This window comes from Pollutimonas subterranea (genome assembly GCF_002849655.1).
GTDB classification, from domain to species: Bacteria; Pseudomonadota; Gammaproteobacteria; order Burkholderiales; family Burkholderiaceae_B; genus Pollutimonas; species Pollutimonas subterranea.
Map to the genome: position 1 here is coordinate 85,989 of NZ_PDNW01000010.1, position 26,110 is coordinate 112,098.

Annotated in this window: 24 protein-coding genes; 18 read left to right on the plus strand and 6 right to left on the minus strand. The window is 59.2% G+C overall.

The genetic code is table 11. From position 1 onward, the window contains the following. Positions 1–21: 21 nt before the first annotated feature. From cpaB to CR159_RS22345, 6 genes are read left to right on the plus strand one after another with little or no spacing between them, the layout of a single operon-like run. The gene (gene cpaB / locus CR159_RS12805; protein ID WP_102074350.1) at positions 22–1,002 is read left to right on the plus strand and encodes a Flp pilus assembly protein CpaB; all 981 of its coding nucleotides are present in this window, start codon (positions 22–24) and stop codon (positions 1,000–1,002) included. Between the two features lie 10 nt (positions 1,003–1,012). Then, positions 1,013–2,458 (plus strand): type II and III secretion system protein family protein, encoded by a 1,446-nt coding sequence (locus tag CR159_RS12810; protein WP_233208303.1) that lies wholly within the window; start codon positions 1,013–1,015, stop codon positions 2,456–2,458. Positions 2,459–2,460: 2 nt separating this feature from the next. Next, positions 2,461–4,239: a TadA family conjugal transfer-associated ATPase gene (locus CR159_RS12815; protein ID WP_102074351.1), complete on the plus strand. Its 1,779-nt coding sequence runs from the start codon at positions 2,461–2,463 to the stop codon at positions 4,237–4,239. A gap of 13 nt (positions 4,240–4,252) precedes the next feature. Further along, positions 4,253–5,098, plus strand: coding sequence for a type II secretion system F family protein (locus CR159_RS12820; RefSeq protein ID WP_102074352.1), 846 nt, complete (start codon positions 4,253–4,255; stop codon positions 5,096–5,098). A 3-nt stretch (positions 5,099–5,101) separates the two neighbouring features. After that, positions 5,102–5,977 (plus strand): type II secretion system F family protein, encoded by an 876-nt coding sequence (locus CR159_RS12825; protein ID WP_102074353.1) that lies wholly within the window; start codon positions 5,102–5,104, stop codon positions 5,975–5,977. Continuing rightward, positions 5,977–6,390, plus strand: coding sequence for a DUF192 domain-containing protein (locus CR159_RS22345; protein ID WP_102074354.1), 414 nt, complete (start codon positions 5,977–5,979; stop codon positions 6,388–6,390). The genes CR159_RS12825 and CR159_RS22345 overlap by 1 nt, the downstream gene beginning before the upstream one ends. Here CR159_RS22345 and CR159_RS12835 read toward each other — a convergent pair. Together CR159_RS12835 and CR159_RS12840 are read right to left on the minus strand one after the other, a co-directional pair. After that, positions 6,326–7,141, minus strand: coding sequence for a BPSS1780 family membrane protein (locus CR159_RS12835; RefSeq protein WP_102074355.1), 816 nt, complete (start codon positions 7,139–7,141; stop codon positions 6,326–6,328). The two genes, CR159_RS22345 and CR159_RS12835, sit on opposite strands and share 65 nt — an antisense overlap. Positions 7,142–7,225: 84 nt before the next feature. Next, entirely contained in the window at positions 7,226–8,194 is a 969-nt protein-coding gene (locus CR159_RS12840; RefSeq protein ID WP_102074356.1) for a homoserine kinase, read from the minus strand. A 176-nt stretch (positions 8,195–8,370) separates the two neighbouring features. Here CR159_RS12840 and dusA point away from each other — a divergent pair, with 176 nt between their 5' ends. Further along, positions 8,371–9,408: a tRNA dihydrouridine(20/20a) synthase DusA gene (gene dusA / locus CR159_RS12845; RefSeq protein ID WP_102074357.1), complete on the plus strand. Its 1,038-nt coding sequence runs from the start codon at positions 8,371–8,373 to the stop codon at positions 9,406–9,408. Positions 9,409–9,451: 43 nt separating this feature from the next. On the opposite strand, the gene CR159_RS12850 is transcribed toward dusA, so the two are convergent. Together CR159_RS12850 and CR159_RS12855 are read right to left on the minus strand one after the other, a co-directional pair. Further along, positions 9,452–10,624, minus strand: a complete 1,173-nt coding sequence (locus CR159_RS12850) for an ABC transporter substrate-binding protein (RefSeq protein WP_233208309.1) — start codon at positions 10,622–10,624, stop codon at positions 9,452–9,454. A gap of 92 nt (positions 10,625–10,716) precedes the next feature. Beyond that, on the minus strand, positions 10,717–12,009 hold the full coding sequence (locus CR159_RS12855; RefSeq protein WP_102074359.1) for a hydroxymethylglutaryl-CoA reductase, degradative: 1,293 nt from the start codon (positions 12,007–12,009) through the stop codon (positions 10,717–10,719). A gap of 133 nt (positions 12,010–12,142) precedes the next feature. On the opposite strand from CR159_RS12855, the gene CR159_RS12860 reads away from it, so the two are divergent. Continuing rightward, positions 12,143–14,095: a helix-turn-helix domain-containing protein gene (locus CR159_RS12860; protein WP_143705463.1), complete on the plus strand. Its 1,953-nt coding sequence runs from the start codon at positions 12,143–12,145 to the stop codon at positions 14,093–14,095. 29 nt (positions 14,096–14,124) lie between these two features. Here the strand turns inward: CR159_RS12860 and CR159_RS12865 are convergent, their stop codons facing one another. After that, a complete protein-coding gene (locus CR159_RS12865) occupies positions 14,125–14,583 on the minus strand; it encodes a CBS domain-containing protein (protein WP_102074361.1) in 459 nt (152 codons plus the stop codon). Beyond that, on the minus strand, positions 14,567–15,976 hold the full coding sequence (locus CR159_RS12870; protein ID WP_102074362.1) for a YihY family inner membrane protein: 1,410 nt from the start codon (positions 15,974–15,976) through the stop codon (positions 14,567–14,569). Before CR159_RS12870 ends, CR159_RS12865 begins: the two co-directional genes overlap by 17 nt. A 76-nt stretch (positions 15,977–16,052) precedes the next feature. Here CR159_RS12870 and CR159_RS12875 point away from each other — a divergent pair, with 76 nt between their 5' ends. The 10 genes from CR159_RS12875 to asd all read left to right on the plus strand — a co-directional run bounded on the left by CR159_RS12875 (position 16,053) and on the right by asd (position 26,109). Next, positions 16,053–16,433: a DUF2069 domain-containing protein gene (locus CR159_RS12875; RefSeq protein ID WP_102074363.1), complete on the plus strand. Its 381-nt coding sequence runs from the start codon at positions 16,053–16,055 to the stop codon at positions 16,431–16,433. A 9-nt stretch (positions 16,434–16,442) separates the two neighbouring features. After that, positions 16,443–17,918, plus strand: a complete 1,476-nt coding sequence (locus CR159_RS12880; protein WP_102074364.1) for a protein adenylyltransferase SelO — start codon at positions 16,443–16,445, stop codon at positions 17,916–17,918. A 62-nt stretch (positions 17,919–17,980) separates the two neighbouring features. Then, on the plus strand, positions 17,981–19,039 hold the full coding sequence (aroC, locus tag CR159_RS12885) for a chorismate synthase (RefSeq protein ID WP_102074365.1): 1,059 nt from the start codon (positions 17,981–17,983) through the stop codon (positions 19,037–19,039). A 30-nt stretch (positions 19,040–19,069) separates the two neighbouring features. Continuing rightward, positions 19,070–19,909 (plus strand): M48 family metallopeptidase, encoded by an 840-nt coding sequence (locus tag CR159_RS12890; RefSeq protein ID WP_102074366.1) that lies wholly within the window; start codon positions 19,070–19,072, stop codon positions 19,907–19,909. A 27-nt stretch (positions 19,910–19,936) separates the two neighbouring features. Continuing rightward, the gene (locus CR159_RS12895; protein WP_102074367.1) at positions 19,937–20,881 is read left to right on the plus strand and encodes a 2-dehydro-3-deoxygalactonokinase; all 945 of its coding nucleotides are present in this window, start codon (positions 19,937–19,939) and stop codon (positions 20,879–20,881) included. Between the two features lie 28 nt (positions 20,882–20,909). Next, positions 20,910–21,563 (plus strand): 2-dehydro-3-deoxy-6-phosphogalactonate aldolase, encoded by a 654-nt coding sequence (locus CR159_RS12900; protein ID WP_102074368.1) that lies wholly within the window; start codon positions 20,910–20,912, stop codon positions 21,561–21,563. A 134-nt stretch (positions 21,564–21,697) separates the two neighbouring features. Further along, positions 21,698–23,101, plus strand: coding sequence for a 3-isopropylmalate dehydratase large subunit (gene leuC, locus CR159_RS12905; protein WP_102074369.1), 1,404 nt, complete (start codon positions 21,698–21,700; stop codon positions 23,099–23,101). Between the two features lie 9 nt (positions 23,102–23,110). Continuing rightward, complete coding sequence (gene leuD / locus CR159_RS12910; protein WP_102074370.1) at positions 23,111–23,761, plus strand: 3-isopropylmalate dehydratase small subunit; 651 nt, start codon at positions 23,111–23,113, stop codon at positions 23,759–23,761. Positions 23,762–23,855: 94 nt separating this feature from the next. After that, positions 23,856–24,932 (plus strand): 3-isopropylmalate dehydrogenase, encoded by a 1,077-nt coding sequence (leuB, locus tag CR159_RS12915; RefSeq protein WP_102074371.1) that lies wholly within the window; start codon positions 23,856–23,858, stop codon positions 24,930–24,932. Positions 24,933–24,978: 46 nt separating this feature from the next. Continuing rightward, complete coding sequence (gene asd / locus CR159_RS12920; protein ID WP_102074372.1) at positions 24,979–26,109, plus strand: aspartate-semialdehyde dehydrogenase; 1,131 nt, start codon at positions 24,979–24,981, stop codon at positions 26,107–26,109. Position 26,110 lies beyond the last annotated feature (1 nt).

Sequence of the window (26,110 nt, forward strand, 5' to 3'; positions counted from 1 at the left end):
TCATCGTAAAAAGGATATCCAATGAGGGCACCCGTCTTTAACCGTTCCATGGCGATGCTGTTATTGGCGCTCGTCGCTGGGCTCTGTGCCGCCTGGGCGGCACGCCAGCATATACAAAGCCGCGTGCAACTGCTCGAGGCCCAGGCCCGGGTGCCTATGGTGAGTCGCGTCGTGGCAGCCCACGACCTTCCCGTCGGCACGCGCCTGGGCTCGGAACATCTTGCTGTGCGGTCCTTGCCGGCGTCGGTGGCGTCCAGCGACAGCATTCCTCCGGAACGCCATGGCGAGCTGAACGGCACCGTACTGCGTTCTCCCTTGCGCGGCGGCGATCTTGTCCTTCCCGCTCATGCAATGGCACAGCAGCAAACTGCCTTCTCGTCTCATCTGGCGACGGGCCGCAGGGCCATTACGATGCCGGTGGACGCCATCAATTCTGTGTCCGGATTGCTGCAGCCCGGCGACCTTATCGACCTGTATGTCTCGTTCGAGTATCGGCGACGTCGCGTTACCGCACCGCTATTGCAGGGCGTTCTGGTATTGGCAACGGGCACCAATACTCAACAGGTGCACGATGCCGCGCAACTGCGCCAGGGTGCTTATGCGACGGTTACGCTCGATGCGGCTCCCGAAGATGCGGTAAAGCTGGTCGCGGCTCGGCAAAGCGGCACCATAACTGCCGTGCTTCGCCATCCAACCGATAGCGTCTCCACCCAAAAGGCGGTGCGCGGCGACCTGGCGAGTCTATTGGAAATTGACACGGCGCCGCCGCCTGCGGTCCGTAAGAAGATTCCGGTCATCTATGGCAACAAGGCTGTCACGAACGTACCTGGGCTTGTGCCCGGCTTGTCGCCGCCCCGCCAGAATAGTGGACTGTTTGACTTGCCGTATGCGCCGGAACTGGTCAGCGCCTGGATGCAATCGGTCGCCGAGGCTAACGACGGCTCGCGCGTCTACGATGTGGCCGCTGGCCCTGTGTCGCAGTTCGATGCGCCAGCCGAATAAGGTGTCAGCAATGATGCTCAACCTTTGTCGTGGCGTCCTTGTCGTGTTGCTTATAGCGGCGCCAGCCAGTCTGGCCGCCCGTCAGGATACGCTGCTGAAGTTGCAGGTCGGCGAGGTCAAAGTGCTGGGGATCCCGGACGTGGCGCGCATTGCGGTCGGAGACGGTCATGTCTTGAACGCCGTAACCACCGAAGAAAAGGAGGTCATCGTTTTTGCGCGCCACGAGGGGTCCAGTGCCCTGCAGATATGGTCTTCTAACGGGCAGCGCCATCGGTATCAGGTCGACGTGGCTCCAGAAGGGGCGCGCCAGGTGCAGGATGAACTTCGTAGCGCTCTGGAACGGATTCCCGAGGCAAAGGTATCAGTTGTCGGGGACAAGCTGATGGTTGAAGGTGACGACCTGTCCGATAGCGACCGCGAGCGGGTGGCCGAACTCGGAAAACGCTATCCGCAACTGCTGGACTTCACCAGCCAGGTAGGTTGGGACCGCATGGTCTTGCTTGATGTCCAGGTCGTCGAAGTTCCCCGCATGCAACTGCAAGAGCTCGGGGTGCGTTGGAATACCGCAGCCGATGGCGGCATCAACGCGGGGCTTTCATGGGATGGCGGTTCCCGGCGCTTCACCGACCGCCCAGGGCTGCCGGCGGCACCGATTCCATTTCCTGCCACGGTCGCCGCCGGGTATTTTGGTATCAATGCATTATTGTCGGCGCGCATCAACGCCATGGCGCAAACCGGCGAGGCCGTCGTGCTGGCCCAGCCGCAATTGCTTGCCCGCAGTGGGGCCACTGCGGAATTCCTTGCCGGAGGCGAGGTGCCGTATTCCACCGTGGATAAAAACGGAAACACGAACACGGTGTTCAAGCCTTATGGGGTCTCGCTCAGGATAACGCCGCAAATCGAACGCAACGGTGCGGTGCGTTCGCGTATTGAAGTTGAAGTCAGTTCCGTCGACACGTCCATTTCCGTGCCTAATGGCCCATCGCTGAAAACACGACGGGCTGCCACCGAATTCAACGTGCGGTCGGGCCAGACCCTAGTACTCGCGGGATTCCTGTCGCGTGATGAATCACGCAACGTCGACAAGATGCCCGGGCTGGGCGATGTTCCTATTCTGGGCCGCTTGTTCAAGTCGATTCGTTATCAGCGTAACGAAACTGAACTCGCCATATTTGTCACCCCGGTCGTCGTGGCACCGGACCATCCCGATTTAATGCGCCGCGTTCACAAAGGCCAGGAAATTCTCGATTCGGCATTCCCCGGCGAGCAGCTTATCAATGTACCGGTACGTCCTGTCAGTGGCTTGCCAGGTGCGCTCCCGGTTCAGTCTGGTAGCCACTGGGATCCGTGGGAGGGCGAGGGCTCACAGTGGCAACAAGGCAGTCGATCAGGCGTAGCGCTTGTGCCCGGAACCCATGACCGTGCCGGTTCCAATCAATACGATTTTCGGGAGTGAACATGCTGGAGATGGAGTTGCGATTTGAGGATGGCACGGTGGATACCTTCAAGGCTGCGCTGCCCCTGGATATTGGCAGAGGGTCCGATTGTGGCTTGCGGCTGAAGGCCTGGCGGGTTGCGAAGCGCCATGCGCGTATAGATCGGCGCGAGGGCGGCCTGTTTCTTGAGGACTTCGGCGCGCTGAGCGGTACGCTGGTCAACGGGCAGCGCGTAACGCAGTACGGTCCTCTTGCCGTCGATGATGAAATTGTGATCGGACCCTGCCTGCTACGCCTACGTGGTCCGATCCAGGATTGCCCAACAACGCCAATGAGGGAAAACACATTGCAGTCCGATCGTCTTATGGCCTCCGATTCCTCGGAAGCTACCGCGACGGCCGGGCGGGCACTCACGCGGCGACCAGCACTGGCCGATCAGCCCGTGGCTGGTGGCAACCCGGCTGATGCATCAAATGAACCGGGTCTGGATACCGTTCTTCGTCATCGCAGGCGCCTGCATGGCGCTCTTCTCGAAGCGCTGGATCTACGGCGCCGCGACATTGCCAGCATGAGCGATGACGCCTTGCGCAGCGAAGCGATAGCCGCCCTGCGCGAGATCATTGCGCACGATACAGAACTGCCTGACTCAATGGACAGGACAGCGCTCTTGACGGAGGTGGTGGATGAGGCGGTCGGGCTAGGTCCGTTGGAGCCCTTGCTGGCTGATCATGTTGTGACGGAAATCATGGTGAATCGGCATGACGAAATCTATATCGAAACAGGAGGCCGGCTGATCCGGCATACGGCCGCCTTTAGCAGCGAGCAGGCTGTACTGGGCGTTATCGAACGCATTGTTTCACCGCTGGGCCGCCGGATTGATGAAAGTGCCCCCATGGTTGATGCGCGTCTGCGGGATGGGTCGCGCGTCAACGCCGTGATTCCACCCGTGGCCTTGCGCGGCGCCAGCATCACAATACGCAAGTTTCCGCATAGCAGGCCCGGCATGGAGGATCTCTTGCGTGTCGGCGCCCTGGATGAATCCATGCGTGATTTTCTGTCGGCGTGTGTCGAGCATCGGAAGAACATCATCGTCTCCGGCGGGACGGGGTCGGGCAAGACCACGCTGCTGAACATCCTGTCCAATTGCATTCCGGCTGGCGAGCGCATCGTCACCATTGAAGATGCGGCAGAACTCCGGCTCAATCACCAGCACCTGGTGGCGCTCGAGGCCCGCCCGGCAAACCTGGAGGGCCGTGGTGAAATCAACATCCGCGACCTGGTGCGCAATGCCCTGCGGATGCGGCCGGATCGCATTGTCATTGGCGAGTGCCGTGGCGGCGAGTCTTTCGATATGTTGGCCGCCATGAATACCGGGCATGAAGGGTCTCTGACCACTCTTCATGCCAATAGTCCGCGCGATGCCCTGGCTCGTCTGGAAACCATGATTTTGATGGCTGGCATGGATATTCCCTTGGCCGCCGTGCGGGAACACATAGCATCCAGCATCAACATCATCGTCCAGCAGGCCAGGCTGAATACCGGCATGCGGCTTATTACGTCTATCGTCGAAGTCACCGGCATCGAGAGCGGCAGGATTCAGACGCAAGCGCTTTTTCGCTATGAGGGAGGCCCACCCGCGGTATTTTCCGGATGTGGTGTCGTCCCGGAGTGCTTCCGCGATGAAACAGGATCGGCGCGGCTACCCTTCGAGTGGTTTGACAAACGTACGCAGGCCAGCGACGCGATTCATTCCTTCAGTTCCCTCGACGATCCGACGGCCGAGTGCGACAGCTTGATGTGATGGAAATAAACTCATGGTAATCATCTTCCTGTGCTCCATTGCCGTGCTGGTGGCGGTAGTCAGCTGGTTTCTGCAGAAATCGTTCGTGCAGGTATATGCCCGCTATCGCGCTGCTTTCAAGAAGGAAGCAACACTGCGCATGAGTGAATTCTTCCTCTTTCTGGATCCCGCGCAGCTGTGGTTTGCCAACGTAGTGGTTTGTGCGCTGGTTCTCGCTCTGTTCTATATAGCGTCAGGTTCGATATGGATTTCCGTGGCTGCGGGCACGCTTGCCCTGGTGGCTCCCCAGTACACCATCAAGCGTCTGAAACGTCGACGCCTGCAACATTTCGATGAACAGTTGCCCGACCTGGTGCAGGCTCTCGCAGGCGCGTTGCGTGCGGGGTCGGGCGTGCACTCAGCCTTGCGGCATATCGTGGCGCAGGCTCCGGCGCCGTTGACGCAGGAGTTCGGCCTGGTGCTGCGTGAGCAACGCATGGGCGTATCGTTCGAACAGGCGCTGGCGCATCTTTATCAGCGCGTGCCCACTGAAGGGGCGGGGCTGGTGGTCTCTTCATTGAAGATCGCAGCACAAAGCGGTGGCAGCCTTGCTGAAACGCTTGAGCGTATTGCCGTGACCTTGCGAGCCCGCTTGCATTTGCTGGGACGGGTACGGGCCTTGACGTCGCAAGGGCGCATGCAAGCCTGGGTAATGGCTTGTCTTCCTGTTGCTTTGGGCCTTGTGTTGAACCAGCTTGATCCGGAGTCCATGAAGGCCTTATGGCAGACGTCCATGGGCTGGATCGTATTGGCCATTATTGCCGGCCTCGAGCTGCTGGGCATATTCTTTATACGACGCATCGTCAATATTCAGGTATGACTTATGTTCTTCTGGATCAGCTGTGCGGCCGCGGGAGTGTCGCTGTGCCTGGTGGTGTGGGTTTTTACGCGTCCGGTGGTCGCGCAAGACACCGATATCCCACGACCATCCCACGGCGTACTGTTCAAGCTGGCTTGGCCGTGGATATCCGTTCTCTCCCGCTTATGTGGCCCATTCATCTCATGGCCGATGCGCGAGGCGCTCGGGCGCCGTATCCAGATAGCGGGCCTGGCTTCGGCATGGCATGCGGACCATGTGGTTGCGTTGCAATGTCTTGTTTTTTTCTTGACGGTACTGGCGCCGACGGCATTCCTGCTATCAGCCCTTGATATGCCGGCGATGCAAAGCTTGCTCCTAGCCGTGGTGGCTGGCTTGTTCCTTATGTGGTGGCCTCGGCTATGGTTGCGCGATATGGGGCAGCGCCGACAGAACCTCATGCTGCGTGAGTTTCCTTTCTTGCTGGACATGACCACTTTGTGCGTCGAAGCCGGCCTGAACCTTCAAGGTGCTTTGCAACAGGCTGCGTCTCATGGACCCGACGGCCCCCTGCGCAGCGAGTTGCGCCACGCCCTGGCCGATATGCGTGCGGGCATGCCGCGGCTGCAAGCGCTGGACGAGCTGGCAGGACGGACAGGGCTTTCCGCAGTCCGTAGCCTTGTGACGGCCTTGATGCAGGCCGATCAGCTTGGCATGAGCCTGGGACCCTTGTTGCGGTCGCAATCGGACCAGCGGCGTGCGGAACGGTTCTTGAGAGCCGAAAAGCTGGCGCTGGAGGCGCCTGTGAAAATGCTGTTCCCCATGGTGCTGTGCATTTTTCCGTGTACCTTTCTCGTGATTGGATTTCCTATCGCCATCAAGATCATGGGCACGGAGTTCTGATGGACCTTTTGCAGACGGCAGCGGCTACGCGACGGGTACATGATCAAGTCCACAACGCGGCGCCGCCGCTCATCTTACGAAAGGCTGACGGTTTCTGGGCCCGCCTGCGCGGCTTGCACGCCTTGCCATGCCTGCCCTGGCATACCGGCTTGCACCTGTCGCCATGCCGGGCGATCCATACTTTCGGTATGGCTTACGCGATTGACGTGGTCTTCCTCAACGGCTGCGGCAAGCCCGTAAAACAGATCGGTACTGTGATGCCCAACCGCGTGGCGTTCTGCCTGCGCGCCGCATCGGTCGTCGAGCTACCAGCGGGTTACTGCCTGGAGTATCCAGGCTATGCAAGCGCTATAGAACGTTGTCTGCATCCTTGTCGCTGTCCGCATCGCCATCGCCCTCGGTCGAATAATTGATGCCGAACACGCTGATGTAGGCTGGATAGAAGCTGCAGTACAAGACCGCGGCGACCACGATGTTGACGGGCGTAAGCAGGATCTGCATCATGCCCGCGGGGATACCCAGCGAGCTCAAGGTCGAACCGACCATCTGTATGGCGAAGAAAATGGCGGCCCAACTTACGCCATATGCCAGGAAAGGCCATTTATTGCGCCAGCATGCCACCATGGAAAAGAATAGCGCTTGCGTCATCTTGATGCGGTGCCAACCGATGAGGGCCGGGGCATGCCAGAACAGCGCCGAGATCACCACGTACAGCAGCGCAAAGGTAAGAAAAGGACCGCGCATGGCCAGCATCAAGGCCTGCTCGTTGATGGCGCCGTCGGCATTGATGGCGCTCATCAATCCATCAAGGAAAGGCAGGGTAGCCAGGAATCCACCGGCCAGGCAGCACACCATGTAGGCGAATCCCAGGCCGAACAGGCTCTTGCGGGTTGCTTTGTCGCGCAGCGGCTCCAGCCACATCGGCAGCAGCATCGGGCGCCCCGCGGCAATATTTCGACAGGCGCACAGCGTTATAAAGGTGAGCAGGGGCGTGCTGGCAATCAGCGCCATTTGCCCGAACAGGGGGATGAGGTAGCTGACGGTAATGAAAAAGCCGGTCATCAGGCTCCAGAAAAACATGGCCATGGGCTGGAGTTTGAACAGCTTGAATCCATCTTGTATCCAGGCCCAGCCGGATGTGATGGGAAGGGTGGCAGCTTGCATAATGACTTGGACTTCCTGGAGACGCAACGCGCCGGATGTGAACGCGCAACGGCGCGCGTATGTTTAATTTAGCTTCTTGCCCGGCTACGGTAGCGCCAGGGCGGCAGTTGTGCGACGTTCATGCAGTATGCGTTCAAAATGCCGGGGGTCATGCGGTTTAAGCGTTTGTGCGGGTCGAGGCAAATAGAAATCGTAAAGGCGCGAGACCCAGAAACGCAAGGCTGCGGCTTGCAGCAGCATGGGCCATGCTGTTTTTTCTTCGTTCGTAAACGGCCTGGTTGCCGCATAGGCGTTAAGCCATGCGGCCAGTTTTTCGGTATCGAACACGCCCGTATTGCGTTCGATGCACCAGTCATTCACGCTTACCGCGACGTCGAACAGCCAGGTGTCGCAGCCCGCAAAATAAAAATCGATGAAGCCGCCCATGCGGGGCATCTCGAAAGTGCCGTCAAACAGCACGTTGTCGCGAAACAGGTCGCAATGAGCCGGCCCCGATGGCAGCGCGCGATAGACGTCGGTGTCCGCGAACCGGATTTGTTCGTCCAGCGTTTCCCGCAGCAGTGCAGTTTGTTCACCGCTCAGGAATGGCAGCACTTTCGGCGTGGTTTCCCGCCACCAGGAAAGCCCGCGCAGGTTGGGCTGCTTGATACCGAAGTCCCGGGCGGCCAGATGCGCTTGCGCCAGCGTCGTGCCGGCCAGCGCACAGTGCGCGGCGCTTGGCGCCGGCTCGTAGCCGCCGGACAAGCGCGTGACGATGGCGCAGGGCTTGTCATGCAGGATAGTCAGGCGTGTGCCGTCGCGCAGCGTCTGCGGCTCTGGTACAGGAATATGGCGCTGCGCCAGGTGATGCATGAGCTCGATATAAAACGGCAGTTGCTCATGGGTCAGCACCTCGAACAGGGTGAGTACATATTCGCCCTGCGTGGTGGTGAGAAAGTAGTTCGTATTTTCAATGCCGGCGGTGATGCCACGCAGGGAGACGAGTTCGCCAAGGGTGTAACGGGTTAAAAGCGCGCGCACATCGTCGTCGCTGACAGGGGTAAAAACGGCCATGGGCTGCAAACTCTGCTTGTGGTAAACCGCGGATGAATAAAAGCCGGCAAAGCCGGGCCAGTGATTTTAGTCCAGGATCCGGCTTCGTGCGGCGCGATCTTTTTATCGCCGGGCCGCCTGCATATTCATAGGCCGCAAGCCCGAAACACAAAAATGACGCAAAATACGGCTTATTGATGATCTTTGTGGTTGAAAACCTGTTTCCCGTGACGACTGAATTGTCCGCTACCCCCGTTCCCGACTGGCGACTCTGTGTCGCGCCCATGATAGATGTGACTGACCGGCACTGCCGGTATTTCCATCGCCTGCTGGCGCCTCGCGCCCGGCTCTATACCGAAATGATCACTACCGGCGCGTTGTTGCACGGCAAGGTGGCACGCCATCTCGATTTCGATCCGGCCGAGGAGCCCGTTGCTTTGCAGCTGGGAGGTAGTGAACCCGAAGCGCTGGCTGAGTCGGCGCGTCTGGGCCAGCAATGGGGCTATGACGAAATTAATCTGAATTGCGGTTGCCCGTCCGAACGTGTCCAGAAAGGATCCTTCGGCGCCTGCCTGATGGCGGAACCCGCGCTGGTGGCCGACGGCATGAAAGCCATGCAAGACGCGGTGTCGATTCCCGTTACTGTCAAGCACAGGCTGGGACTGGACTACGACGATTCCTACGGTTTTGTTCGGGACTTTGTCGGCAAGATCCACGATACGGGCTGCCGGGTGTTCATTGTGCACGCCCGCAATGCGGTGCTCAAAGGCCTGTCGCCCAAAGACAACCGCGAGAAACCGCCTTTGCGCTATGACATGGCCGCCCGCATCAAGGCCGATTTTCCCGATTGCACGGTCGTGCTGAACGGCGGCATTACCGAGGTGGAAGCGGCGACAGCGCTGTTGGGCCAATTTGATGGCGTGATGCTCGGTCGTGCTGCCTGGCACAATCCGGGCGTGCTCTCGGAGATCACGCGTTCCATTGATCCGGACGTTGTCGTGCCTGAGCCTGCGCAAGTCGTCCAGGCCATGGTGGAGTACGCCGGCCGCGAAATCGAGAAAGGTGTTCCCCTGCGCCTGATCGTGCGTTCAATGCTCGGATGGATGAGTGGTAGGGCAGGCGCGCGTTATTGGCGCCGTACCCTGTCCGATCATTCTCAGCTGAACATCAACGACCCTAGGCTTATTGAAAGGGCATGGTCCGATCTTGTACTGCGGGCCGGCGAGGAAGGCTGACTATTCAGTGCGCTGTTTATGCACGAACTAACCAAACACCACATTAAGGTTTAAGCAGTGAACATTTGGAATCGGCCACTTTTGTAAACGCCTCGTCGCCCGGAATGGTGGCGACGATCTTCATATAGTCCCAGGGTTTGGTCGATTCTTCGGGCGTTTTTACTTGCATGAGATACATGTCGTGTACGTAACGTCCGTCAGCTCTTATTTGGCCTTTGGTATATACATCGTCTATCTTCATGCTTTTCAACGATTTCATCACCGGGTCGGAATCGGTCGTCTTGGCGGCCTCGACCGCCTTCAGGTAGGTCAGCGTGGCGGAGTAGGCGGCCACTTGGTGGGTGCTGGGCATCTTGTTCATCGTTTTGTGGAATCGTTGCGCAAATGCCCGCGATGCTTCGTCCCTGTCCCAATACCAGCTGTCGGTCATCATCAGTTTTTGGGCCACCGGCAAACCCAGGCCATGGATGTCGTTGATGGTCATGAGCAGGCCCACCAGCTTCATATCGTCGGTCAAGCCAAAGTCATTGGCTGCCTTGATGGAGTTGATGGTGTCCGAACCCGCATTGGCAAGGCCCAGGACCTGGGCCTTGGATGCCTTGGCCTGCAAAATGTACGAAGACATGTCGGATGAGGTCGGTGGATGACGGACTGCGCCGACCACGGTGCCGCCGTTGGCCTTGACGACGGCGCCGGTGTCGGCTTCGAGCGAGTGACCGAAGGCGTAATCGGCCACCAGGAAGTACCATGATTTGCCCCCTTGTTTGATGACCGCCGAGCCCGTGCCTTTGGCTAGCGCAACGGTGTCGTATTCGTAGTGCACGGTATATGGCGTGCAGTCTTCGTTAGTCAGCCGCGCCGTGGCGGCGCCGATGTTGATGTAGGGAATTTTCTTATCGGCCACGATGGTATTCATGGCGAGCCCGGCTGCTGAATTCACACCGCCTATCAATAAGCTTAGGCCTTGCTGGTCTATCCATTCCCGTGCCCGCGCGGACGCGATTTCAGGTTTGTTCTGGTGATCCGCGGAAAGGATCTCTATTTTCTTGCCCAATACCTGCCCACCGGCATCCTGCACCGCCATCCTGATCGCCTCGACGCCTCCGGGGCCGTCGGTATCGGCATACGGGCCCGACATATCGGTAATGAAGCCGATGCGCACTACGTCTTGCGCGCCTTGCGCGTGGCCGTTGGTGCTAAAGACCGATGCAAGCATCAGGGTGAATGCGTTCAGATGGAATAGCGATTTCTTCATGGTGTTGTCTCCGGTTTTTTTAAGGTGTTCGGTTCCCGCGTCTAACGGGTGGATCAGGCTTTTGCGGCGCTGCGTTGCTGCAGCAGTTGAATGGCCAGGTCGACGCGTACGTCTTTGCTGGCGACCATTTCTCGTACTACCCAGTCCACGTCCGCGCCCTTGGCGCCTGCGGCGATGGCGATATTGCGCGCATGCAGGGCCATGTGCCCGCGCTGGATGCCCTCGGTGGACAAGGCGCGCAAGGCCGCCATATTCTGGGCGAGTCCAACGGCCACGGCAATCTCGGCCAGTTCCTGGGCGGTCGTCACGGCCATGATCTTCAAGGAGAGGCGGGCAAGCGGGTGCGTTTTAGTGGCGCCGCCGACGAGGCCGACCGGCATGGGCATTTCAAGCGTTCCAACCAGGTCGCCATTGCCGGCGATTTCCCAGGTGCTCAAGGACGTATAGCGGCCCTGGCGACAGGCGTAGGCATGTGCGCCTGCTTCGACGGCGCGCCAGTCGTTGCCTGTCGCGACGATAATGGGATCGATGCCGTTCATGATCCCCTTGTTGTGGGTCGCTGCCCGATAGGGATCGACCGCAGCGAATGTGTAGGCGTCCACGATGCCGTCTATCACTTCCTGCCCGCTGTAGTCTTTGCTGTTGAGCGTCTGGGCGGACAGCTGTACGCGTGCACGCGCCAGGCGCAGGTCGGCAAGATTCGACAGGATGCGCAAGCGCACCCGGCCCCCGGTGATTTGCTCAATGTGTGGGGCCACGGCTTCCGCCATGGTGTTGACCGTGTTGGCGCCCATCGCATCGCGCACGTCCACGATCAGGTGCGTGACGACCATGGCGCCGCGTGCGGTATCGGGAAACACGTGCACCTCGATGTCCCGGCAGCCGCCGCCCAGGCCAGTAAGGACGCGGTCACGGCTGTTGGCGATATCGATGATTTCCTGCCGATGTTGCAGGATGGCGAGCCTGGCTCCATAGGGATCGGAAACGTTCATTAGCTGAACTTGCGCGCGCATTATGGGCCCGGTGCTGGATGTCTGGAATCCACCATTCTCACGTACCAGCTTGGCCATGTACGAAGCGGCCGCGACCACCGAGGGCTCTTCCACCGCCATAGGCACCAGCACGTCTTTGCCGTTGACCTGGAAGTAGCCGGCGATGGCGTAAGGCAGTTCAAACTTGGCCACCACGTTCTCGATCATGCCGTCCGCGGTATCGAGCGGCAGAGCGCCGGCCTGGGCCAGAAGCTGACGTTCATCAGCGGTCAGTTGCGCCTTTTCGGCAATGTGGTCCAGGCGCTCGGTGGGATCAAGGGCGCGAAAATTGGGGAGGCGGGAATCCAGGGTCATGTCGGGTCGCGTTCCAGCGTTGGAGGTTGAGTACGAGGTTTGCGCCCAGTATAGGTAGTGGCAGATCGAAAACAAATGGTATAAGTGCACACATAATTTGTTCTTATATGTTCAAAAACCACGAGGCCCGCCAGTGCTCTCTTTCGATGACTACCATTGCCGTATGCTGCGTGTGCTGTATCAAGGCGAAGACCGCCAGGAGCTTGTGGGCCTGCGGGACGGGATCATGTCCTTGCCGGAAGGCGTAGCTAAAGAAGGCCTGGTCCGAAGTATTGAAATGGCGATCACCATACGCGAGCGCTTCGAGCAGCATCAACGGCGTGAGCGCGGTCTGCTGGCCGTGATCGAAACCGCACAGGATCTCACCGCGCTGACCGACCTCGATCGCGTCTTGCAGGCCATCGTGCAGCGCGCGCGCAAGCTGGTGGGGTGTGACGTCGGCTACCTCTCCATCTATGACGACCAGCAGGGCGATTTCTATGTGCGCGCTACCGACGGTGCCTTCTCGGCGAAATTCAAGCAGGTCCGTGTGGGCATCGATATTGGCGTTTGTGGCTTTGTCGCTCGCAACCGGGCGCCGTACGCCTCGTCCAACTATGAGGCGGATAGCCGTTTTACACATAATCGTCTCATCGATTCGGCAATGACCGATGAAAATATCCAGTCGATCCTGGGCGTCCCGCTGTTGGCGGGGGACCAGGTCATCGGCGTGCTTTTCGTTGGCGACCGCTATGTCCGGTCTTACGTCGCATGGGAAATGTCGATACTGTCCACGCTTGCCGCCCATGCATCCGTTGCAATCGGCAACGCACGGCTGTTCGAGCAGGCCGAACTTGCATTGCAGCAGGCCAGCGCCGCCAATGCCTTACTGGTCAAGCAGACGGCCGATACCCGGGCGGCAGCCGAGGTGCACGAGCAGCTGACTTCTTTGGTCGCACGCGGGGGAGATCTGCGTGACATCTGTCACATGGTGGCAAACCGCCTGGAAGGCCATGTCGTGGTGTGCGACGAGGGCGAACAGGATGTCTGCACGTCCACCGGACCGGGATACACCCACCGGGAATCAGCAACCGCCGACCCTGATCGCCGCCATAGCCTGGAAGACCGGATCCATGCCGCCCTTGACGAAAGCCGCCGCCTCGGCCGGTCTGTCATTGCGTTCAGCGAAGAGAAACACGAATGCCGGGTGTCGGCGGTCACGGGCGGTGCGGGCCTGCTCGGCGGACTTATCATCCATACTCACGAGCCGCTTAACGAGGTGGCGGTCCGGATTCTCGAGCGCAGCTCCCTGGTGACAAGCATCGTGCTGTTGCTTAAGGAACGGCGCGAATCCACGTTTTGGTCGGACAATCCGGTGGCGCTGCGCCGCCTGATATTGCAACCGCAAAGCAATCTGAATGCCTTGGCGCTACAGACCTCCACCTACGGACTGGACTTGGCGCAGCCCGTGTGTGTGCTGGCCATTCAGGTGCCGACCGGCAGGGCGGTCTATATTGCGCAGCAGTTGCGCCGTCTGCTGGATGGGTTCCACGCACTGTTCGACGAGGTGGGCGACGCATTGGCTTTCGTGGTCAACGAGGCTTTGGTCCCTGCCTTGCAGGAATTGCTCGTTCGCTTTTTTATCGAACGGCGTCTGGACTTCACCGGCGTTGTTTCAGAGCCCACTACCGATCTGTCAGCGATCCCGGCGTCTTTCCAGACTACCCGCAACTGCCTGCAATTTCTGAATGTGCTGGAACGTCGGGGTGCCATATTCCGCGAACGTGAATTGAGCATGTATTCGTTCTTGTTCGGCAGGCTGGATCCGCGTGAAATCGACGGGTACCTGCAGTCGGTATTGGGGCCGCTGTACCAGGCTGGCGATTCCAGAAAGGCCGAACTGGGGCGTTCCCTGCTTGCCTACCTGGATCATGGCTACAACGCACGCACGGCTGCTCGAGCCCTGGGCATTCACATCAATACATTTCGTCAGCGCCTCGATGCGCTGGACATTGTATTGGGTGAATGGCGCGGCTCTGCACGCGCTTTGGAGATTCATATAGGGCTGCGATTGTGGCGTTTGCGCGACCTGGTAGCAGTGGGGTGAGACGGGGCGCGCCACCATGCGCCCACTGCTTATTGGCTTGCCGCTTCCGAGTCGGACGGCCAGTCGCGGATATAGGCCTTGAGCATGTTGTTCTCGAAGGCCTGGGCCGCGACGATGGCCTGCGCCATGTCGTAGAAGGAGATGACGCCCATCAGCGTGGGGCCGTCCATGACGGGCATATAGCGTGCATGCTTTTCCAGCATCAGGCGCTGGACTTCGTCGGCGCTGGTGTTGGGCGAGACGCTGACGGGCGCGTCGTCCATGATGCTGCGCACGGTATGCGTACCGGTATTGCCGTGGTTATCGTGCAGATGGCGAATGATTTCGCGGAAGGTGAGCATGCCGACCAGTTGGCCGCGTTCCATGATGACCAGTGAACCGATGTCTTGTTCGCTCATCGTCTCGAGCGCTTGCAGGATGGGCATTTCCGGCGTGGCGGTGTATAGGGTGTCGCCCTTTACGCGTAAGATTTCACTGACTTTCAACATGTTTTTGCTCCTGTGTTTCCCCGTGCGCCACGGTAGACCTATTTTGCACCATATATGTGCTTTCGGGTAGTGCTATATGGCCATCCAGCAGGTCTTCCAGCTTTTGATCGGAATGTGTCAAAGATAAAGAAAGCGCATCGAGGAGTAAATTCTCAGCCCCCAGGCCTGGCTGGTTGCGGTCGATGAGGAGCGCATCGATCAAGGGTCCGATGGTCGCTTCGCGCTGGTCGCAGGCCAATACCCATTGGTCGGCATCCTTGCCTTCGGTATCGACCGCATACCCCAGTTTTTTCAGTGCTCTCAGCACCGTGCTGAGTTCATCCTGGTGCAGTTGCAGATGGGCACAGAGAAAGCGCATGCTGCGACCGGGAGGCTGAGCGCCTTGTGCTTGCCACAGTACGCGCAATACGCGCAGGGCGTCGACGAATAGGGCGCCGGGGTAATGCTGGAGTTCCCAGCGACGCTGTTTCAGCGCTGGAAGGGTGGCCGCTACCGTTGCACCCAGCAGGATCGCAAGCCAGGAAAGATAAATCCACAGCAGGAAAATCGGCAAGGTGGCAAAAGCGCCGTACACGATGGTGTATGACGGAAACTGGGTCAGGTAATACGCAAACCCCGCGCGCATTATCTCGAGCACGATGGCGGTTCCCATGCCGCCGGCCAGCGCATCGCGCCACAACACGCGTCGGTTCGGGACGCCAACGAAAAGGCCGGTAAACCCCAGCCCAGTGACAATCAGCGGCACGAAGGAAAGCGCAAAGCCGATTACGGCCGGGAGTTCGTCGACATGGCCCAGTGATTCCCGTGCGAGTATGGACGTGGCCCACAGGCTGCCGCCGGCCAAAATGGGACCCAGGGAAATGATCGCCCAATAAACCAGCATGCGTTGGCGCAGCGGGCGCTGGCGTTCCACTTGCCAGATATCGTTGAAGGCTTCATCGATGGTCATGAACAACATGACCGATGTAACGATCAGGAACAGCGTGCCCGCGGCGGTGAGTCCCGATGCCTTGGCGGCAAACTGGTTCAGGTACAGCATGACGTTTTCGGATACCGACGGCGGCATCAGGCTGCTGGTCAGAAAACTTTCCAGCGCTACCCGGAACTCCGCGAACAGTGGGAAAGCCGTAAAGAGGGCCAGTACGACGGCCAGCAAGGGCACGATGCTGAGTACCGTGGTGAAGGTCAGGCTTGCGGCGACCTGCGTGAGCTTTTTCTCGGCGGCGCGCTGCAAGGCAAATGCGGCAATTTTCTTTGCATTGTTAAAGCCCGTTGCCGGCGTGTTCGCGCTTTCCAGCCGCGGTCCTTCCAATGAGTCGGGAGAGGGGGGTAGTGGCGCGCCATCGGTGCGCTCGGGCTGCGACGGCTTGTCGCTGATTGGGTCAGTAGTCATGGTCGCGGTGCTCTAACCTTTACATTCCGGAGCATTGTTCGGGCGGTACTCTTCCCTTTCGAGTCATAATACCAGCATGAATAAGCAACTTAACCCTGTTTTACGCTATGGCGCGTCGGCGTCGCTCATTGCGCTCATCGTTTTATGCCTGCTGTGGGAAATGTACCTCGCTCCTTTGCGGCCCGGTGGTTCCTTGCTGGCATTGAAAGTGCTGCCCTTGCTGCTGCCCCTGCCGGGCGTACTGAAAGGACGCTTGTACACGCTGCAATGGGCTGCGATGCTCGTTTTGCTCTATTTCATGGAAGGGGTGGTGCGGGCATGGTCCGATCCCTCTCCCATGTCGGCGCTCATGGCGGGTTTCGAAATACTGTTCTCGCTGGTGTTCTATTTGTGCGCTATCTTCTACCTCAGGCCCGCCAAACAAGCCTCAAAGAAGAAGGCCTCACATACAGCCTAAGGACATACCATGATTGATTCCATTAAACAGCTGCAGGTGGAAAATTCCTTTGCGCAGTTGCCCGCGGCGTTCTATACGCGGCTGCAACCGCAAGCCTTGCGCAACCCGCGCTTGTTGCATGCCAACGTCGATGTGGCGCGTATGCTGGGATTGTCCCCGGCTGCCCTGGAAACCCCGGAGTTCCTCGACGTGGTCGCCGGGTCGGCACCTTTGCCAGGCGGCCAAACGCTTGCCGCCGTATATAGCGGACACCAATTCGGTGTCTGGGCCGGTCAATTGGGCGACGGCCGCGCGCACTTGTTGGGCGAAGTCATAAGCCCGTCCGGGCCCTGGGAGCTGCAGCTGAAAGGATCCGGACGCACGCCTTATTCGCGCATGGGCGATGGCCGGGCCGTACTGCGCTCGTCCGTACGCGAGTACTTGGCCGGCGAAGCCATGGTCGGCCTGGGCATACCCACTACGCGCGCTTTGGCACTGGTCGTGTCGGATGATCCGGTTTATCGCGAAACGGTCGAAACCGCTGCCATTGTCACCCGCGTGTCCCCCAGTTTTGTACGATTCGGCTCATTCGAACACTGGGCTTCTTCGCCCGAAAAGCTGCGTGTCTTGCTGGACTACGTGATCGACCGCCATTACCCTGAGTGCAGGAATGCGGACGCCGGCGAGCCGGGCGGGGAACATGGTGCCGTACTGCGGTTCCTGCAGGCTGTCGTGGTAAAGACGGCCCAGCTTGTGGCGCATTGGCAAACCGTGGGTTTTTGCCATGGCGTCATGAATACCGACAATATGTCCATTCTGGGCCTGACCATTGATTACGGTCCTTACGGTTTCATGGATGGTTTCCAGGCCAATCACATCTGCAACCACAGCGACGAGCAGGGCCGTTACGCCTGGAACGCCCAGCCCTCGGTGGCTCACTGGAATTTGTATCGCCTGGCGAGCAGCTTGCTGTCCCTCGGCGTGGATGCCGAATCACTCAAGGCGCAGCTGGCGCATTTTGAGCTGGCCTTCCTCCAGGCTTATCGCGGCGATATGTGCAAGAAGCTGGGCCTGATCCAGTGGGAGCCGGCCGACGAAGAATTGGTCGACGATTGGTGGGCCTTGTTGCATGGCCAGCACGCGGATTTCACCCTGAGCTTTCGCGGCCTGGCCGGCGCGCCCAAGGACAAACAGGCCTTTGTCGCCGGGTTCGAGGATACGGCGGCGGCTCAGGCCTGGCTGGATCGATATGTGGCGCGGCTGTCGAATCAATCCCTTCCCGACCAGGAGCGTGTTGCGCTGATGAACAGCGCGAATCCCGTCTATGTATTGCGCAATCACCTGGCAGAAGGCGCCATACAGGCGGCGAAAAAGGGCGATGCAAGCGAGATCGAAACACTGCTCAAGCTATTGCGCGATCCTTATACCGAGCAGGCCGGCTATGAAGCCTATGCGGCAAAGCCGCCAGAATGGGCGTGCCAGCTCGAAGTCAGTTGTTCTTCATGATGCTTGCCGGACGATTCGTCCGTCTTGCTTGTTTTCACCGTCTTGAATCATAAAAATCGACTATGTCCGGTAATACTCTAGGTAAGCTTTTCTGCGTCACTAATTTTGGCGAATCGCATGGCCCCGCCATCGGTGCCGTCATCGACGGCTGTCCCCCCGGGCTTGCCCTGACCGAAGCCGATCTCCAGCTCGAGCTCGACCGACGCCGTCCCGGCACCTCGCGCCATGTCACCCAGCGCCAGGAAGCCGACCAGGTCGAAATCCTTTCGGGCGTTTATCAGGGCGTAAGCACCGGCACGCCTATCGGAATCTTGATACGCAATACCGATGCGCGCAGCAAAGACTACAGCAACATCACGGACACCTTCCGTCCCGGTCATGCCGACTACACCTACGACCGAAAATTCGGCGAGCGGGATCCGCGTGGAGGCGGCCGGTCGTCGGCGCGCCTGACGGCGCCCACGGTCGCCGCGGGCGCTATTGCAAAGAAATGGCTGGCGCAAACCTATGGCGTGAAGATACGGGGCTACATGAGTCAATTGGGTCCCGTCTCCATTCCGTTTGAATCATGGGACGAAGTGCCCAATAACCCCTTTTACGCGCCGAACGCGCACGTCGTGCCGGAACTCGAGGCCTACATGGATCAGCTGCGCCGGGATGGTGATTCCATCGGTGCGCGCATTGAAGTCGTGGCCGAAAACCCACCGGCGGGGTGGGGCGAGCCCTTGTACGACCGCCTGGACGCTGATATCGCCCATGCCATGATGGGTCTGAACGCCGTGAAAGGCGTTTCCATAGGAGCGGGCTTTGGTTGTGTGACGCAGCGCGGATCGGAACATGGCGACGAGATCACGCCGGAGGGTTTTCTCAGCAATCACGCCGGTGGCGTGCTGGGGGGGATTTCATCGGGTCAGGCTATTACCGTTTCCGTGGCGATTAAACCTACTTCCAGCATACGGGTCGAGCGCCGATCGATAAATCGCGCGGGCGAGCCCGTGCAGGTACAGACCCTGGGTCGCCATGACCCTTGCGTTGGCATACGCGCCACGCCTATCGTCGAGGCGTTGCTTGCCATCGTCTTGATGGACCACGCATTGCGCCATCGCGCGCAGTGCGGCTAACCAATTTTGTGACAACAGAAAGGAACTTTCATGCACACGAAAACTGCGATTTCCCGGGTACTGTCCGGGCTGGGCGCTGCCTGCGTCATTACGGCGCTTGCCGCTTGCTCGACCGTCCAGACGACAGGCAGCGGTTCGGTAGGCGTTGAACGCAAGCAATATATGTCCAGCATGGTTTCCGAGCAGGCTCTCGAACAGGAAGCGGCGCAACAATACGCAACGCTGGTAGGGCAAGCCAAGGCCCAGGGCGCGCTGGATGTCGACGCGGCGCAAACCCGACGCGTCCAGGCCATCACCCAGAAACTGATCCAGCACGTTGGTAGTTTCCGCCCGGATGCCACCAATTGGAAATGGGAGACTCACGTATTGAGCTCCGACGAAGTTAATGCCTGGTGCATGCCCGGTGGAAAGATTGCCGTGTACACGGGTCTAATCAACAAGATCAAGCCAACCGACGCTGAGCTCGCGGCCGTCATTGGACACGAGATGGCTCACGCCCTGCGCGAACATTCGCGTGAGCAGGTGTCCCAAAAAATGGCGACCAGCGTAGGCTTGTCGGTGCTGTCGGCCGTAACCGGCGTAGGCGGAGCCGCCGACCTGGGCAGCGCGCTTAGCGAGGTGATGTTCACCCTGCCCAATAGTCGTACGCATGAAACCGAAGCCGACCGTATTGGCGTCGAATTGGCCGCGCGTGCGGGCTACGATCCGCGCGCCGCGGTCACCTTATGGCAGAAGATGGGATCGCTGAGCGCCGGCAGTTCGCCGCCGGAATTCCTGTCTACCCACCCCTCGGCGGCCAGCCGTTCGAGCGACCTCACCGAGGCCGCCAATAAAGTAATGCCTTTGTATCAACAAGCGGGCGGCAAATAGGCGCAAGGTTAAGCTCGCCGCTCTGACATGCGTACAGCGTCCTATCTGATCGCACTGGATTGGGGAACCTCATCGCTGCGCGCCGCCTTGATGGCGGCGGACGGCGCTGTGCTCGATGAAGTCAGCAGCGATGACGGCATTCTGTCAGCAGCGGCCGGCCGCGGATTTCGCGCGGTATTCGACCACGTGGCCGGCCCTTGGCTGGCGGACCACCCGGATAGTGTCGTGCTGGCCGCCGGTATGATAGGCAGCCGCCAGGGTTGGCGCGAGGCACCTTATATTGCATGCCCGGCCGGTTTTACAGAGTTGGGCGAAGGCTTGGTGTCGCTCGACGAACATGGGCTGACGCTGGGACTGGTGCCGGGCCTGTCTGCGCAGCATGCCGACGGAGTACCGGATGTCATGCGTGGCGAAGAGGTCCAGGTATTCGGTGCCCTGGATGCCCTGGGCCTCGACGACGGCCTTTTCGTTTTACCCGGCACGCACAGCAAGTGGGTGCGGGTCGAGAATCGCAGGATAGTCAGCTTCCATACTTATATGACCGGCGAGGTATTTGCCTTGCTAAGGTGGCAGTCGATTTTGTCCCGCTTGATGCCTGATCACGACACGACCCCTTGGGAAGAGGGCCGTGTCGTTTTCACGAAAGCCTGTGCCTTGGCGGCGGAAGGCGCGTTGCTGCATCGATTGTTCTCGGTCCGGTCCCAGGGCTTGCTCGGCAAGTTGCCGGGCGACCAGCAGTCCGATTACCTGTCCGGCCTGCTGATCGGCGAGGAAGTGCGCGAGGCATTGGCATTGACCGGTAGTCCGGCGTCCGGACACGTGCATCTCATCTGCAATGCGGCCTTATTTGTACGCTATCAGGCGGCGTTGTCGGTTTTTGGTGTCGACAGTTCGGCATGTAGTGCACAAGCCAGTTTTCGAGGCATGTACGCCATGGCGCGCGAGCGCAGATTGATCGGCGTTTTAAAATAGAACAAGCAATCTTGAACCGTTGGAAGCCATGCGCATCGAACCTTTTCTGGACAAGTTCCCGCTCATCGCCATCTTTCGCGGCATCACGCCGGAAGAAGTGGTTGGCATCGCCGAAGAAGTGGTGAGCGCCGGCTTTCAAATTCTAGAGGTGCCACTGAATTCGCCTCGTCCACTTGAAAGTATTGAGCTTCTTGCCAGGAAATTTCCGGACCTGCTCATCGGCGCGGGTACGGTCATGTCCGGCGGCGATGTACGCGCAGTCGCTCAGGCAGGAGGCAAGCTGATACTGATGCCGCATAGCGACCCGGCTGTGCTGCGGCAAGCAAAAGAGTCTGGAATGCTTTGTGTTCCGGGCGTTGCCACGCCAACCGAAGCCTTTGCCGCGCTGGGCAACGGCGCCGACGCGCTCAAGCTCTATCCTGCCGAACAGATCACCCCGGCGGTGGTCAAGGCGTGGCGCGCGATTATGTCGCCCGCGGTTCGTCTTCTTCCTGTGGGAGGCATCGTTCCGGAAAGTATGCAGCCCTATCTGCAGGCGGGCGCCAACGGCTTCGGCCTGGGCTCGGCGCTGTACAAGTCCGGCTTCACCGCCGAGCAGACCGGAAGCAATGCAAGGCGCTTTCGCGATGTCCTGGAAAATCTGGTGACGCAAGGCCAAAGGCAGTCACCTGGGCCTATATAAGGCGACCAACTGGACAATTTGGCTAGGCACGAAGGTGGCACTGCCTGTACCAGTATACGTACTAGTCTTGTACCAGGTTATGGGGCTGGCATAATTAGAAATAATTCCTTTTTTCCTACTCAAAGAGCAATGCCATGGCACAAACTTTGTACGACAAGCTCTGGAATGCGCACGTAGTGCATCAAGAGTCCGACGGTACCTGTTTACTGTATATCGACCGCCACCTGGTCCACGAAGTCACCAGCCCCCAGGCCTTTGAGGGACTGGGGCTGGCCGGTAGAAAGCCGTGGCGCATCAGCGCCAACCTGGCGGTGGCCGACCACAACGTTCCAACGACAGCACGCGCCGAAGGGATCACTGATCCCATCTCGCGTCTGCAGGTCGATACGCTGGACCAAAACTGCGAAAAGTACGGTATCACCGAGTTTCGCATGAACGATACGCGCCAGGGCATCGTGCACATCATCGGGCCGGAGCAGGGTGCGACCTTGCCAGGCATGACAGTGGTCTGCGGCGATTCCCACACCAGCACCCATGGCGCCCTGGGCACGTTGGCATTCGGAATCGGCACCTCGGAAGTCGAACACGTGCTGGCCACGCAAACACTGCTCATGAAGAAAAACAAGAGCATGTTGATCAAGGTCGAGGGCGAGCTCCCTTTCGGCTGTACGGCCAAAGACCTGGTTCTTTTCATCATCGGCAAGATTGGCACCGCCGGCGGTACGGGTTATGCCATCGAATTCGGCGGCAGCACAATACGGTCCTTGTCGGTCGAGGGCCGCATGACCGTCTGCAATATGGCCATCGAAGCGGGCGCCCGTTCCGGTATGGTCGCCGTCGACCAGAAGACCATCGATTATTTCCGTGGTCGCCCTTATGCGCCTACGGGTGTGTTGTGGGACCAGGCTGTCCAGTACTGGAGCACTTTGCATACCGATGACGGTGCTCAGTTCGACCGCGTCGTGGAAATCAATGCGCGCGACGTCATGCCGCAGGTTACGTGGGGTACCTCGCCGGAAATGGTGTTGTCGGTGGATGGCCGAGTGCCGGACCCGGACAAAGAAAAAGACGACGTGCGGCGTAGCGGCATGGAGCGCGCGCTGCAATACATGGGTCTGAAACCCAATACGCCGTTGGTCGATATTCCCGTAGATCGCATCTTTATTGGCTCCTGTACCAATGCCCGTATCGAAGATTTGCGTGCCGCGGCAAGCGTCGCGCGCGGCAAGCGGGTGGCGTCTTCGGTCAAGCAGGCCATGGTGGTTCCCGGCTCCGGTCTCGTAAAGCTTCAGGCCGAGCGCGAAGGCCTGGACAAAATCTTTCTGGAAGCCGGATTCGAATGGCGCGAGCCGGGCTGTTCCATGTGCCTGGCAATGAATGCTGATCGCCTGGAGCCCGGCGAGCGCTGTGCGTCGACATCGAATCGCAATTTCGAGGGACGTCAGGGGCAGGGAGGGCGTACCCATCTGGTCAGCCCAGCCATGGCGGCAGCCGCGGCCATAGCCGGTCATTTTGTTGACGTACGCAATTTTCGATAGGAAGCCATCATGCAAGCATTTACGACCCATCATGGCCTGGTAGCGCCGCTCGACCGTGAAAACGTCGATACTGATCTGATCATTCCCAAACAGTTTCTGAAGTCCATCAAGCGTACCGGCTTTGGCGAGAACCTGTTCGATGAGCTGCGTTACCTGGATCACGGCGAACCGGGCATGGACAACAGCAAGCGTCCACTGAACCCTGATTTCATGTTGAACCAGCCGCGATACCAAGGGGCTTCCATCCTGTTGGCGCGCAAGAACTTCGGCTGTGGATCCAGCCGCGAACACGCGCCCTGGGCGCTTGCGCAGTTTGGATTCCGCGCCGTTATTGCGCCGTCTTACGCCGATATCTTCTTCAACAACAGCTTCAAGAACGGATTGTTGCCCATTATTCTGCCCGAGCTGCAAGTCGCGCGCCTGTTCGACGAGGTGAAGGGGTTCGTGGGCTACAAGCTGCGTATCGATCTTCAACGCCAGGTCGTCATTACGCAGGATGACCGTGAACTGGCCTTTGACATCGAGCCGTTTCGCAAGCATTGTTTAATAAATGGTCTGGATGAGATTGCGCTGACCTTGCAAAAGTCCGACGCGATTCGCGCATTCGAGGCCGAACGGCTGGCGCGTCATCCCTGGCTCGAGGCGCATCCCATTGCTTAGTGCGTCGCCATAGTCCGCCAAGAAAAGAAAAGGGCCGCGGGGACGCAGCCCTTTTCTGTTGTGTATAGCCAACAAGTTCGTTTAGGAAAAAATAATGAGTCACAAGATTGCTGTTTTGCCGGGTGATGGAATCGGTACTGAAATCACCGAGCAGGCCGTTCGGGTTTTAACCGCGCTGGGCCTGGACCTGGACGTGCAAAGTGCGCCAGTCGGAGGCGCCGCTTTCGACGCCCACGAGCATCCATTGCCGCCGGCCACGCTAGACTTGGCCAGGAATTCCGCAGCCATCCTTTTTGGCGCGGTAGGCGACTGGAAATACGACTCTTTGCCACGCGAGTTGCGGCCCGAGCAGGCCATACTGGGTCTGCGCAAGGCCCTGGGCTTGTTTGCCAATTTGCGTCCCGCCATCTTGTATCCTCAATTGGCCAATGCGTCGTCGCTGAAGCCCGAAGTAGTATCGGGCCTGGATATTCTTATTGTCCGCGAGCTTACCGGCGACATTTATTTCGGCCAACCGCGCGGCGTGCGGCAGGTGGAAGATGGACCTTACAAGGGCGATCGCCAGGGTTTCGATACCATGCATTACGCGGAAACCGAAGTGCGGCGCATTGCGCACGTGGCTTTCCAGGCAGCCCAAAAACGCGCCAAGAAATTGTGCAGTGTCGATAAGGCCAATGTGCTCGAAACGTCGCAATTCTGGCGCGACATCATGATCGCGGTTGCCGCCGAATATCCCGATGTCGAGCTTTCCCATATGTATGTGGACAACGCCGCAATGCAGCTCGTTCGTGCGCCGAAGGCGTTCGACGTCATTGTCACCGGCAACCTGTTTGGCGATATCCTTTCCGATGAAGCCGCAATGCTCACCGGTTCTATCGGCATGCTGCCTTCGGCTTCGCTGAACTCGTCCAATCAGGGCTTGTACGAGCCCAGTCACGGTTCAGCCCCCGACATTGCGGGACAGAATATTGCCAATCCGCTGGCAACGATATTGTCGGTTGCCATGCTGTTGCGCTACTCATTGAACGAAGCTGGGCAAGCAGCACGCATCGAGTCCGCTGTGCAGGCTGTGCTCGAGCAGGGCTTGCGTACGGCCGACATCCATGAAAGCGGAACGACCAAGGTTTCGACCTCGCAAATGGGCGACGCGGTTCTCAAGGCATTAAACTAGTAGTAGCCAGTATTCAATTGATTTCTATTTTTAAAGTGACAGCAACATGAACCAAGTAGTTGGATTGGTCGGCTGGCGTGGCATGGTGGGTTCGGTCCTCATGCAACGCATGCGCGACGAAAATGATTTTTCCCTGTTCGAACCCGTGTTTTTCTCGACCAGCAACGCCGGTGGGGCGGCTCCCGCATGGGCCGAGGGTGCGGGCCCGCTGCAAGATGCCTACGACATCGACGCGCTGAAGAAACTGCCCATTATTCTCACCGCCCAGGGCGGCGATTACACCTCCGCCGTATATCCCAAGCTGCGTGCCGCCGGATGGCCCGGGGTCTGGATAGACGCGGCCAGCACCTTGCGCATGGCCGATGACGCAATCATTGTGCTCGACCCGGTCAATCGCCCGGTTATCGATGCGGCCTTGGAACGCGGCGTAAAGAATTTCGTCGGCGGAAACTGCACGGTCAGCTGCATGCTCATGGGTTTGTCCGGCCTTTTCAATAATGATCTCATCGAGTGGATGAGCAGCATGACCTATCAGGCGGCATCGGGAGGCGGCGCCCAGCATATGCGCGAACTTCTCACCCAGTTCGGTGCGCTGAACGCAGCGGTCAAGCTGCAGCTCGATGACCCTGCTTCGGCGATTCTCGACATCGATCGCGGTGTACTGAATATGCAGCAAGATCCCAATCTGCCGCGCGAACATTTCGGCGTCCCGCTGGGCGGAAACCTGATTCCCTGGATCGACAAGGACCTCGGCAACGGCATGTCGCGCGAAGAGTGGAAGGCCGAGGCCGAGACCAACAAGATTCTTGGCCGCGGTGCAGCGTTCGGCACGGCGCCTACGCCTATCGACGGTCTATGTGTGCGGATAGGCGCGATGCGTTGCCATAGCCAGGCCCTGACGATCAAGCTCAAGCGCGACGTGCCGCTGGACGAAATTTCCGACATGCTGCGCGAAGGATCGGAATGGGCCAAGGTCATTCCCAACGAACGCGATATCACCATGCAACAGCTGACTCCCGTCGCTGTTACCGGCACCTTGGATATTCCCGTGGGCCGCTTGCGCAAAATGTCAATGGGACCAGAGTATCTAAGCGCTTTTACCGTAGGAGATCAGCTATTATGGGGGGCGGCCGAACCCCTGCGCCGCATGTTGCGAATTACTCTGGGTGAACTATAAA